Annotated in this window: 9 protein-coding genes; 8 read left to right on the top strand and 1 reads right to left on the bottom strand. The window is 61.6% G+C overall.

All coding sequences use genetic code 11. The annotated features are described in order from the left end of the window. Positions 1–108 precede the first annotated feature (108 nt). The 3 genes from ACZ5WW_RS03405 to ACZ5WW_RS03395 all read left to right on the top strand — a co-directional run bounded on the left by ACZ5WW_RS03405 (position 109) and on the right by ACZ5WW_RS03395 (position 3,582). Positions 109–744 (top strand): cysteine hydrolase family protein, encoded by a 636-nt coding sequence (locus tag ACZ5WW_RS03405; protein ID WP_377170094.1) that lies wholly within the window; start codon positions 109–111, stop codon positions 742–744. A 60-nt stretch (positions 745–804) separates the two neighbouring features. Next, positions 805–2,823, top strand: coding sequence for an ATP-binding protein (locus ACZ5WW_RS03400; RefSeq protein ID WP_377170092.1), 2,019 nt, complete (start codon positions 805–807; stop codon positions 2,821–2,823). An 87-nt stretch (positions 2,824–2,910) separates the two neighbouring features. After that, the gene (locus tag ACZ5WW_RS03395) at positions 2,911–3,582 is read left to right on the top strand and encodes a response regulator (protein WP_377170090.1); all 672 of its coding nucleotides are present in this window, start codon (positions 2,911–2,913) and stop codon (positions 3,580–3,582) included. Between the two features lie 139 nt (positions 3,583–3,721). On the opposite strand, the gene ACZ5WW_RS03390 is transcribed toward ACZ5WW_RS03395, so the two are convergent. Next, positions 3,722–4,420: a hypothetical protein gene (locus ACZ5WW_RS03390; protein ID WP_377170088.1), complete on the bottom strand. Its 699-nt coding sequence runs from the start codon at positions 4,418–4,420 to the stop codon at positions 3,722–3,724. A gap of 168 nt (positions 4,421–4,588) precedes the next feature. Between ACZ5WW_RS03390 and ACZ5WW_RS03385 the strand changes: the two genes are divergently transcribed. From ACZ5WW_RS03385 to ACZ5WW_RS03365, 5 genes are all read left to right on the top strand, one after another. Further along, complete coding sequence (locus tag ACZ5WW_RS03385) at positions 4,589–6,382, top strand: 2-oxoacid:acceptor oxidoreductase subunit alpha (protein ID WP_377170086.1); 1,794 nt, start codon at positions 4,589–4,591, stop codon at positions 6,380–6,382. A 45-nt stretch (positions 6,383–6,427) separates the two neighbouring features. Then, a complete protein-coding gene (locus ACZ5WW_RS03380) occupies positions 6,428–7,336 on the top strand; it encodes a thiamine pyrophosphate-dependent enzyme (protein ID WP_377170085.1) in 909 nt (302 codons plus the stop codon). An 80-nt stretch (positions 7,337–7,416) separates the two neighbouring features. Next, positions 7,417–7,956 carry a hypothetical protein gene (locus ACZ5WW_RS03375; RefSeq protein WP_377170084.1) on the top strand — a complete coding sequence of 180 codons (540 nt, stop codon included), beginning with the start codon at positions 7,417–7,419 and terminating at the stop codon, positions 7,954–7,956. A gap of 72 nt (positions 7,957–8,028) precedes the next feature. Beyond that, complete coding sequence (locus ACZ5WW_RS03370; protein ID WP_377170083.1) at positions 8,029–8,916, top strand: MBL fold metallo-hydrolase; 888 nt, start codon at positions 8,029–8,031, stop codon at positions 8,914–8,916. Between the two features lie 222 nt (positions 8,917–9,138). Continuing rightward, on the top strand, positions 9,139–12,276 hold the full coding sequence (locus ACZ5WW_RS03365; protein WP_377170082.1) for a coiled-coil domain-containing protein: 3,138 nt from the start codon (positions 9,139–9,141) through the stop codon (positions 12,274–12,276). Positions 12,277–12,294 lie beyond the last annotated feature (18 nt).

Here is a 12,294-nt window from a genome sequence, read left to right as displayed (position 1 = left end):
CCACAACTGCGGATGATGATGGATGGGCGTCTGCGAACAAGAATGAACGCGTGCTCCTTTGCGGGCAGTTCATTCCACGAAACCACAATCCTTAAACATCTCATTCCTATGCTGGACATCGAATCCACCGCCCTCATCCTTGTGGGCTACCAGAACGACTACTTCGCCCAGAACGGCATTCTTCGCGGCGTCATCGAGGAGGCGGACCGTGTGGACCGCACCCTGGCGCACACGATGGACCTGCTGGAACAATACGCCTTCTCCCGGCTGACGATCATCTCCACGCCCATCATCCTGAAACCGGACTACCGCGCGCTGGCCAACTCCGTGGGCATCCTGGACACGATCAAGCAGGTGGGTGCCTTCAAGGAGGGCTCCCCGGGTGCGGACACGATCCCCGAGCTGAAGGCCTATGGCGACCGCATCATCTATGTGTCCGGCAAGGTGGGGTTCAACGCCTTTGCCGGGACCAATCTGGACGACGTACTGCGGGAGAGGAAGATCAAAAACCTGCTGGTGGCCGGCATGGTGACGTCCCTCTGCATCGATTCCACCGGGCGCGCCGGCTATGAGCGCGGGTACAAGGTGACCATCCTCTCCGACTGCACCTCCGCACGCACGCCGGTAGAGCAGGACTTTTTCTGCAACCACGTCTTCCCGCTGTACGGCGAGGTGGCGAACAACACGAAGCTGAAGGCGCAGATGCCCATGGCCGGACTGATGGCTTCGGCTCTGGCCGCGTAGGATGCTTCATGGCATTCCGTGGTTTTCAAACCATGAATCCGCATGATCGGCGACACGCCCATGAACGAACATTCCACACTGCTGACGGACATCCACGTGGAGGCGACCTACCGCCTCACCGAGGCTCTGATCGAGTCTGAGAAGCGGATGCGCCGGCGTGTGGAGTGTCTTTCGGAGGTGGTGTTTGAGACGGATGCGGAGGGCAGGCTGGTCTTTCTGAACAAGGCCTGGGCGCACACCCTGGGCCATGATGTCTCCGTCTCGCTGGGGACGCTCCTTTGCGACTACGTGGTGCAGGAGGACTGCGCATTGCTGGCACGGATCGTGGAAGCTGGCGCCACTTCCGTGGCCGCGCGGCCAGCCATCCGCATGCGGCGTGCGGACGGCGGCATCCTGTGCATGGAGATCTCCATCTCCGCACCGGACGGGCCCGGGATCGTGGGGTCCATGCGCGATGTGACCACGCAACGGCGCAACCAGCAGGAACTGGAGAAGCTCTCCCTGGTGGCGAGCTTTACGGACAACCTGGTGGTGATCACCGACGGTGCGGGCCGCTTTGAGTGGGTGAACGACGCCTTCGTCAAACGCACGGGCTACACGCTGCAAGAGGTGCTGGGGCTGAAGCCGGGGAAGGTGCTGCAGGGGCCGGGCACGGACACGAAGGTGGTCGCCAGCATCGGGCAAAAGCTGCGGCTGGGGGAGTCCTTTCAGGCGGAACTGCTGAACTACACCAAGGCGGGCGTGGCGTACTGGGTGGAGATGCATGTGACGCCGATCAAGAACAAGACGGGCGTGATCGAGCGCTTCGTCGCCGTGCAGTCGGACATCACCGAACTCAAGCGCACGCAGCGCGAGCTGAAGGTGGCAAAGGAAAAGGCCGAGGCCGCCAGCCAGGCGAAGAGCGATTTCCTCGCGACGATGAGCCATGAGATACGCACGCCGATGAACGGCATCATAGGCATGTCATCGCTGCTGCTGGACACCGCGCTGGAGCCGAAGCAGCGGGAGATGGTGGACGCGGTGCGCCACAGCGGCGATGCGCTGATGACCATCATCGAGGATATCCTGGACTTCTCCAAGATCGAGGCGCGGAAGCTGGATCTGGTGGAGGAGGCCTTTCGGCTTGATTCCGTCATCGGCGGTGTGGTGGATGTGCTGCGGCACAAGGCGGCGTCACGCTCACTCGGTCTAAATGTGCGGATCTCTCCAGAGGTCCCGGACTCCTTTCTTGGAGATCCGGGGCGGCTGCGGCAGATCCTCATGAATCTGGTCGGAAATGGCATCAAGTTTACGGACGAGGGAAACATCTGCATCCAGGCGGCCTGTACCAAGGGCGTGACTCCGGGCATCGTGAATCTGGAGCTCAGCGTTGCTGATACAGGTATCGGCATGTCAGAGGAGCAGCAGGGACTGCTCTTCCAGCCCTTCATGCAGGTGGACAGCTCCACGAAGCGGCGCTTTGGCGGCACAGGGCTGGGACTGGCCATCTGCAAACGGCTGGTGGAGCTGATGGGTGGCAACATCGGCGTGGAGAGCCGGCGGGGCGCAGGCTCGCGCTTCTGGGTGCGGCTGCCACTGCATGTCATGGAAGGCCATAAACGATCAGCCGTTCCGGAGCCTGAAAAAGTTGTCTCCACTGTGCCGCTGATGAAGCCTGGCGGCATCAAGCCCCGCCTGCTGCTGGTGGAGGACAACGAGGTCAATGCGCGCATGGCCATGATGCTGCTGGAAAAGAATGGCTACCCCGGGGAAGTGGCGCGTGATGGTGAGGAGGCCGTGGAGCGCTTTGCCAGCGGGGTGTATGACGGCATCCTCATGGACTGCCACATGCCCAACATGGACGGCTACGAGGCCACCTGCGCCATCCGTCAGATGGAAGCCGGTGCCGGGTGGCGGCGGCCGCGCTGCCGCATCATCGCCATGACGGCGAACGTGCAGGCCGGGGAGCGAGAGCGCTGTCTTGCCGCCGGGATGGACGACTACGTCTCCAAACCGCTGCGCACCAAGCCTTTGCTGGAGGCGCTGGGCCAGATAGGCGTGCTGGCGCTGGAGGCGGAGCCTGCCCTAGTCGCTGCATGACCTGCAGTAATTTTCGCGGGTCCATGGCAAAAGATTGGATAAAAAGCCGTCTTGCCAGCCAGCCGTCTCGTGCTGTTAATTAAGTGCATGTCCGAGTCCGCCCCTGCGCCTTCCGAACTGAAAACGCTCCGAGTGGCCGTCGTGGAGGATGATGCCACGTTGCGGCTCTTCCTGAAAAAGCTCATCGAGAAGAATGGCCACGGCTTTGAACTGGCCGGAGCTTGGGAGACGGCGGAGGAGGCGGTGAAGCCGTTGGTGGAGAGCAGGCCGCACGTGGTGGTGGTGGATCTGGAGCTGCCGAAGACCTCGGGGATCGAGTTCATCCGTCAGCTCGCGCCGCGCATGATCGAGACGGCCTTTGTGGTGCTGACCATTCACGATGATCCGGACAAGGTCTTTGAGGCGCTGCGTGCCGGGGCGCATGGCTACCTGCTGAAATCCGCCAAGCCCGGGGAGATCGCCGCAGGCATACGGCAGGCGAGCGAAGGCGGCGCGCCGCTGAGCCAGGGCATCGCGCGGCTGCTCATCAAATCATTCCAGGCTCAGCCGGAGAGAAAGAAGTCGGGCATCCCCAGTCTGACGCCGCGGGAGAGCCAGATCATCGAGCGCCTGGCGCAGGGCATGGTGCCCAAGGAACTGGCGCATGATCTGGGTATCAGCTACGAGACGGTGCGCGAGTATATCAAGTCCGTTTACGCCAAGCTGCACGTGAGATCCCGCACCGAGGCGGTGATCAAATATCTCGGGCATCAGGGGTAGTGCTGTGGATGGATGTTTGTTAAGCTGCCTTTCCCAACGGTTTATGGACATGGAGGAGGATTGAAGAGGGCGGACGCTGAGAGCTCCAGTTCGAATCTCCACAGGACAGGGAACTGCGCGCCTCCGCCGCCATGCATCCTCAACGAACCTCCTCCTTTTTTAGAGGCTCCCATTTTAGCTCACCTTTTACCAAGCCGGATTTGGCCTTTATCTCGACGCACGCCGTTCCTTTGTAATATCCCCACACCTCTGGTGATGTCTCGACTTTTGGCACCACTTTCGGCACCAGATTGCCGCTGAACTCGATCTCCAGATGGTCGTCATCAATCCAACGCCGCAGGGAGATGTAGTAAAAGCGCCCCATCTTGAACGCGTTACCGTAGCGTTCCTCTATGGCCTTTTCTAATACGTGCAGGTCCAGTTTCACCTCCGCCGCAGGCTGTGTGGTCAGCGTGAAAACCACTATATCGCTCCCGCGTTTGTACCCTCGTAGCAGACAGACTTGCGCGCCGCTCGGCGACCAGTGCACGCCCTCCGCCAGCTCCTTCGCCTTCTCTGCCCAGCGCTCCTCTTCTACGTCATCTACAGGCGTGTCCAGCAGCTGAAGCGGTCCGTCTGGCCGTCGCTGGAGGGAGCTTCCCCGGGCCGTCACTAGCACTCGCGCCTGTCCGTCTGGTCCCAGCACCACCACCTGAGGCCCACCGCGCGTCTCGCCAGGAGGAGCCTCAAGGCGGGGCTCCTGCGTTGGTGCAGCTTCTGTGTCGGGTACAGGCTTCGTCGAACAGGCAGCCAACAGGCAGGCCCAGAGCATCAGCGTCCACTTCGCGGGTATCTTCATAGGCTGCCAACGAGGCGCAGACCTCAACCTGTCATTAACCGACTTTTGCGGCAGGAAAGAGCATAAAAAAGCCACTCTCCAGCATGGACGGCGGCAAAACATCCCCTAGAATGCGCGTTTTCACCCAGCCAACCAACCTGCGGGCGATACCTCGCCTGCGTACCCGTCATGTCTTCAGTCTCAGCTCCTTCGTCGTCCGCCCCCACCTCACTTCGCAACGCCGTCATCCGCTTTGCCGGAAACTCCCAGGACGGCATCCAGTCCATCGGCGGCTTCCTGGCCCGTCTGGCAGGCCGCACGGCCCAGGAGGTGATGACCTACATGACCATCCCGTCCACGATCTCCGGCGGTCCGTCCATTTTCCAGGTGCATCTGGGCTCCGGCGAGGTGCTGCATGAGGGCGACGAGGCAGACGTGCTGGTGGCTTTCTACAAGCACAGCTACCAAAACCACATCGGCTCCCTGCGCAAAGGCGGCATCTGCTTCTACGATACGGCGGACATGACCGCCGAGGACATCAAGCAGGACAGCGGCATCATCCACATCGGCGTGCCCTTCACCTCCGCCACTGTGGAGGCCGTGGGCGGCTCCACGCGTGATCGCGGCAAGAACATGTTCGTGCTGGGCATGGTCTGCGCCGTCTTCAATCTCGACAAAGAAAAGCTCGTGGGCATCGTCAGCCGCCAGTTTGGCCGCAAGGACGAAAGCGTGCTGCGCAATGCGCTGCTGGCCTTTGACGCCGGATTTGCCTACCAGGTGGGGGACGTGGAAAAGTTTGCCTTCGTCCCCGGCGAGGCCCCAGGAAGCCACCGCATCAGCGCGGACGGCAACCAGATGATGACGCTCGGCCTCATCGCCGCCGGTGTGCGTTATGGCTCCGCGTACCCCATCACTCCGTGGTCCTCCATCATGGAAACACTGCGCGTCGAGCTGCCCAAGTATGGCGGCATCTACGTGCAGGCCGAGGATGAGCTGGCCGCTGTGGCCATGACCATCGGTGCCGCTTTTGCGGGCCATCTCGCCATCACCGGCAGTGCAGGCCCCGGCCTGAGTCTGAAGATGGAAGCCCTCGGCTACGCCAGCATGGCGGAGATCCCGCTCATCGTGGTAAACGTGCAGCGCGGCGGCCCCTCCACCGGTCTGCCCACCAGCGTGGAGCAGTCTGACCTCATGCAGGCCATCTACGGCAGTCACGGTGACAGCCCGCGCATCGTGCTGGCACCGAAGGACGTGGAAGACTGCTTCTACATCGCTCTGGAAGCCGGCAAGCTGGCCAAGAAATACTCCTGCCCGGTCATCATTCTGAGCGATCAGGCCCTGAGCAGCCGCATTGAGGCCTTTGAAGAGCCTGATCTGGACAAGCACTGGGTCGAGCCCGAGCTCGATCTGGCCACCCGCCCGGCCGACTTCAAGCCCTATCCGCTGGACGCCATCACCCGCCACGCGCCTCCGGGAGCCAAGATGGCAGGCGGCAAGTACCCCATCGCTACCGGTCTGGAGCATGACGAAATGGGCCACCCCAGCGGCAGCCCCAAGATGCACACGCTCATGACTGCCAAGCGCCGCAACAAGCTGGTGCAGCTTTCCAAAGAGCTGCCGCTTCCGGAGATCCATGGCGACACCACCGGCGACGCTCTCGTGGTCGGCTGGGGCAGCACCTTTGGGCCTATTAAGGAAAGTGTGACCCGCATGCGCAGCGAAGGGCACAAGGTGGGCGCCATTCACCTGCGCCACCTGCACCCCATGCCCGCAGGTCTGGGAGACCTCTTCAAGCAGTACAAGCACGTCGTCTGCGTGGAGATGAACGACTCCGGCCTCTACGGCTACGGCCAGCTGGCCACCCTGCTGCGCGCCAGCCTGGCAGATCCGCGCATCCAGTCCGTGTGCAAGACCGACGGCCTGGCCTTCCGCATCCGCGAGATCGTCACCGGCGTGGAGAAAGTCATGAGCGCCCAGGCCTGATCCGAACCCGCAGCATTCACCAACCTTTCTCTTCTTTAAATCATCATGTCCACTGCCATCGACACTCCTGCAGCTCCCGCCACGGAAAAGCTCACGAAAAAAGCCCTCACCGCCGATCATCCCACGTGGTGCCCCGGCTGCGGCGACTTCGCCGTGCTGAACATCTTTTACCGCGTGCTGGAAAAGCTGCAGTACCCCCATGAAAACATCGTCTGCGTGGCCGGCATCGGCTGCTCCAGCCGCTTCCCGTATTTCATGAACACGCACGGCATCCACTTCATCCATGGCCGTGCGCTGCCCCTGGCCACCGGCATCTCCCTGAGCCGCCCTGACGTGCACGTCTTCGTCTTTGGCGGTGACGGCGACGGCTTCTCCATCGGCGGCAACCATCTCAACCACGCCGCGCGCAAAAACATCAAGCTGACCTACGTCATCATGGACAACTTCGTCTATGGACTGACCAAGAAGCAGACCAGCCCCACGAGCCCCATCGGCTTCAAGAGCAAGACCGACCCCACCGGCAGCATCGACCGCCCCATCAACCCCATGCGCCAGCTTCTGGCCAGCGGCGCCACCTTCATCGCCCGTACGCATGCCGCGCAGGTGAAGCACATGGAGGCCATGTTTGAGCGCGCCATCCTGCATGATGGCTTCAGCGTGGTGGAGTGCCTGAGCGAGTGCGTCATGTTCTACTCCGGTGCCTTTGACGACAGCACCCCGCGCAAAGGCGGCACCTACGACCTCATCGACGAAACGCAGCACGACGTCACCGACGAAACCGCCGCGTTCAAGCTGGCCGAAAACCTCGCCCCGGGGAAATTTGGCGTCTATTACCAGGTGAACCGCCCCACCAAGAACGCGCTGGAGCAGAAGTGGATCGACGAGACGCAGTCGAAGCTCGGCGGTGTGTCGCAGAAGGAGATCCTCAAGAAGCGCTTTGAGGCCATGAGGTAGTGAGCGGCTGCGCCATCAAGGCGTGGTCAAGACTTCAAGCCCCGCCATGACAGGCGGGGCTTTTTGCTGTAGGGGTGGCGATGAAGAAGGCTCTTCTGTCTTTGCTGCTGGCTGGTTCCATGGTGGGCTGCCAGTGCAATAACTCACCAATTCCTGTCTTTGAAGCGAGGCAGGACAGGCTCATTTCAGTCTCGCTCAAAGCCCGCGACAACGCGGATCAAAAGGCATGGGAAGGCTGTCACAGGCGGAACGTGTGGTTTGATGTCAAAGATTCCCGTGGGCAGTCGATGCCTCACATTCTTATCTGCATTTTGTGGGCTGACACACCTGAGCCGGCCCCAAAAAAACACGATGCCACTGAGATCAAGGTTCTGGTGCGAAAGGATAAAAACGCCTTTCTGATTGGGCAGCATGACGCGCTTATGCTGGGACGTCGAATTGAAAAGCCTGGAACATACCTGCTGGAGTATCACGTCGACTGCTATGACCAAAAGCATCGTCTGCTTTATTCCGGCAAGACAGATGGAATTTGCATACACATTGCAAACCGCACTTTTTTGGACAAGCGACCAAGAACGGATGCTTCGGAAATAACCTTGTGGGTTCGCCGGGAGAAGTAGCCGTGCCGAAGCGAATGACTGCGATGCCTTGACCTCCCGGCAGGCTCCGCCTACTTGACGTCTGTTACCCCCATGCGCATCCATACCCTCGATCTCCGCTTCATCGGCATCCCTGGCCTCATCGCTTCCTTTTTAGTCGAGAGCGCGGGCGAATATGCGCTGATCGAGACGGGGCCGGGCTCTTCGCTGGAGACGCTGCGTGCGGCCATCCGTGATGTGGGTGTGGATGAAGCGGCCATCAAGAAGGTCTTCGTCACTCACATCCATCTGGATCACGCGGGGGCGGCGGGCTGGTTTGCACAGCAGGGGGCGGTGATCTACTGCCACCCGAATGCGGCGCGGCATCTCGTCGATCCTTCCAAGCTTATCGAAAGTGCCCGCATGGTCTATGGCGCGAAGATGGATACCCTTTGGGGCGATATGCTGCCTGCGCCTGCAGACAAGGTCGTCGCGCTGCAGGACAACGAGCGTGTGCCGCTCGGGCAGGTTGAGGTGATCGCATGGGACACTCCGGGGCATGCGCGGCATCATCACGCCTTTGTCATCGGCGATGTGTGCTTTGCGGGAGACGTGGCTGGCATGCGCCTGGAGCACAGCCGCTACCTTTCCGTCACCTCCGCACCGCCGCAGTTTGATCCTGTGGCCTATGTGCAGTCCATTGACCGTCTGGCGGCTGCGGGTTTCACGACGCTCTACCTGACGCATTTTGGTGCGGTGAGTGATGTGGCATGGCATTTGAAAGCCTACCGTCAGCGCGTTCAGGAGGTGTACGAGCGCGTGGCTGCAGATTTCAAGGCGGGTTTGAGCGCCGAGGAGATCCGCCGTCACTACACCGCTGCCGAACATGCTGCCGCCAAGGAGGCAGGGGTCGATGGGGTGCTGTGGTGTAAAGGAGAAGACGCCAATGTCACCTCCATGTGCGCAGACGGGGTGCGCATGTACTGCGAGAAATGCTGCTGAGCAGGGGGGAGTGCGGCAGTTGAGGTCGCGTCACTTTTGGTAAAACCCTGTCAAATTCGAGCGTTTTCTTATCGCCGCTACGAAACAGGGGCGGGCAGTTTATTCTGGAGACTGTGTGTTTTTTTGTAAAATTGGACGTTCTTTATGAGGGATTTCAAAAAAACTGCTTAACCAAAGCAAAATATTGATGTAAATTGAGAAACTGCCGCAACGCACTCACCTATGAGCAACATCGCATTTGAAACAGATGGTGGTCGGGAGACCAGAGCCCCCAAGACTTCAGGCATGCCTGTCGGAAGGTTGGTCGATCTAAACGCCGCTGCTGCTGATGCCCAGGCAAGCTGCGAACGCTGGCACTCCGAGCTGCAGTCTGTCCAGGAACAACACCGTGCGCTGACGCATGAGCTGCGGCAGATGGCGCGGCTGCACGAGCAGAAAACCTCCGAGGTGAACCGGCTGCTCAGTCTCGAAGCGAGCCTGAATGAACAGCTTGGCAAGCTCAACGGCCACCGTGAGCTACTGCAAAGCCGCGTGCAGGAGATCAACGCCCGTTACCTGCAGGATCAGGGCCGTTTGGAGCAGACCCAGCAGCAGCTCAGCGAATGGCAGGGGCACAAACAGAATGTGGAGGCCCAGGTGGGCGCTGCGGCACGTCAGCTCGCCGGGCTGAAGGCGGAGTCTGCCCTGCTCGAAGAGCGCAGTTCCGAACTTTCCGACCTGCTGCAAAAAGCGATCGACGAAGTGACCCGCCAGCAGGCACGAATCGTCGAGGCGCGTGGACTCGTCGTCCGGCAGGAGACGCGGCAGCAGGAGCTTACCATCAACATTGCACGGCTGGAGGTGAGCTACCAGCAGGCGGAAGCCAACATCAAGCTCAAGCAGGAGAGGCTCAACTATCTGGAAGAAGCCGGAAGCCGGGCCACCGGCCATGTGGTGGACCTGACTTCGCGCTACCAGGCATTGGAGCAAAATTTCGCCCAGCTCACGGCGCAGTGCCGGGAGAGCGAGACCTCTCTCAAGATCACCCGCGGCGCCATCGCCGAAGAGCGGGCACGCCTGCAGGAGCAGCGGCAGGCCATTCAGGAGACCAGCCAGCACCATGCTGATTTGCAGAACAAGGTGAACGAGCTGGCCCAGCAGCGTGTGGCGGCGGCGGCGGCGCTCGGCGAGCTCAAGGCAGAAGCCGTGCAGCACGACCAGACGCTGATCATGCTGCGGCAGCAGCGTGAGGAGAGCCAGGCTGAAATGGATGAGCTGCGCGCCTGTGAGCAGACCATCGCACAGGCCCTGCTGAACCGACGCAGCGAACTTGCCCGCATGGAGGAAAAGCTGGGCACCACCTTGAACGAATGCACGGAGGCCACCACGCAGCTGGCAGATCTCGGCCGGGCAGTGGCCCAGCTGCAGACGCAAGAGGCGGCCTCAGTGCAGCACGCTCAGCAGCTTTCGCAGGAGATTGTGGATCTCGGTGTCAGACGCCAGCAAGTGAAGGACCAGATCGCGGACACAGAGGCTCAGATGCTGGCCTTGGGCACGCAGCATGCCGCACTGGGGGCGGAGATCGCTGCCCTCAGCAGCACGAAGCAGTCCACCGCCGACGCATTGCAGGAATGCCGGGCCGAACTCGCCAGTACGCAAGAGCGGCTGCAAGCCACCCAGGAGGACTGCCAGGCCGCTGAGGCGCGCCTGGCCACCGTCAACAAAACTCTTCAGGAGCGACACGAGCAGGAGGCCATTCTGAGAGACCAAATTCATGCCTTGGAGCTGCAATCCAAGCAGCTGGAGACTCAGACGCAGGAGCAGACCAGCAAGCTGGAAGCCGTGCGTCAGGAACGCATTGGGGCAGAGATCGCCCTGCAGCGTCTCAGCCAGCAGCATGAGGAGGCCGGTGTCCGGCTGGAAACCCGACATGCAGAGATCGACGCCGCCGCAGTGCGCCTGCAGCAGGGACTGCATGAATGCCAGCAGGCGGAAGAGCGCCGCATGGCCCTGACTCATGAGGTCGAAAACCTGGTGATGAAGCAGCGGAATCAGGAGATGATCCTGCACGAGATCGAAGCCCAGATCGCCCGGCGTGAGCAGGAGCGCGAAGCCTCCACCACAGGGGCCCGGCAGGCTCAGCAGGAACACGAGACCGCCGCCGCAGCCGTCCTGGCCGCCCGCAGGGAGCTGGCCGAGCAGCAGGCCGGCATCACCGCAGCCACCGCCAGGCTGTCAGAGCTTCAGTCGGCCGTGCAGGCTGCCGAGCAAAACCTCAACACCACCGGGGCGAGCCTGGCTGGGGAAGAGCAAAAGCTGGTGGAAACCCGCACCGCGCTCGATGCCCTGACGCAGGAGCTTTCCATCGCGCACGACCTGAAGGTCACGATCGAGGCGCTGACCTCCCGCCAGGCAAACGTGGCGGCCGCCGAGCAGCATCTGACAACCCTGGGCCGCCAGGTGGAGGAGGCCTCCCAGCGCCGTGCTCAGCTCGACACCTCACTCAAGGACATCACCGAACAGCTCGCCACCGCAACCGAGCGGTGCGATGCCGTCAGCCTGCAGGAAACCGAGACCCGTCAGCGGCTGGATCAGATGATCGCGGAGGAAAAAGAACTGCGGCAGGAAATCGCCACACTCACAAGCTCCGCCCAGCAGGAGCGCGTGATGTACGATGAACTGCGCTCTCTCACCAAGGACGCCCGCCAGCTGCATGAGCAGGAGAGCTCAGCGCTGGCAGTGCAGATCCGCGAAGCACGCCAGCAGCTCAGCGGCTGGGAGACGCAGATCGCGGCCCTGCTGGACTGGAAGGAGCGCATGGATCAGTCCCTCAACCGCGTGCAGCAGGCTGCTGCCGACTCTCCCGAAGCCCGCAGCGCCAACAATGAAATCCAAATGGCCCTTGGCGCGCTGCGCCACATCATGGAGCGGCTGCAGGCCAGCAAGTCGGAGACGCCATCCTTGCCCCTGAGGCCTGCCGCTGCCGAGGGAGCACCAGTCTCCAAGACGGTCAATTCATCGGACGACCAGTCCTCCGCCGACCAGAAAACCGGCGGCATGATCAGCGAGATCAGGCCCAACAGCCGGCTCAGCCGTCTGCGCGAAGAACTCCAGCGCGAGGAGACGCGCCTGCATTTCCTGCGTCAAAACTCCCGCTCTCTTGAGCTCCGCGCCCGCACCCGGTCGCATCTTCCAGCGATTCAGGAAAATCAGAACGGCGGCGCGCTGGACGGAGCCTCACACTGGGAGGAGCGCATCAAGCGTGCTGCGATTGATGAAAGCAATCTCCTGGAAAAAATCGCCAGCCTCAAAGGGCAGATTGCCGAACTTCGTGGGGAGTCGCAGAGTTCATCCGCCTCCGCCATGGAAACGTGTGGCTGAGCCACGTGGGCAAACATG

The sequence above is a fragment of the Prosthecobacter fluviatilis genome, from assembly GCF_055388355.1.
This window is presented reverse-complemented; position numbering and strand designations above follow the sequence as displayed.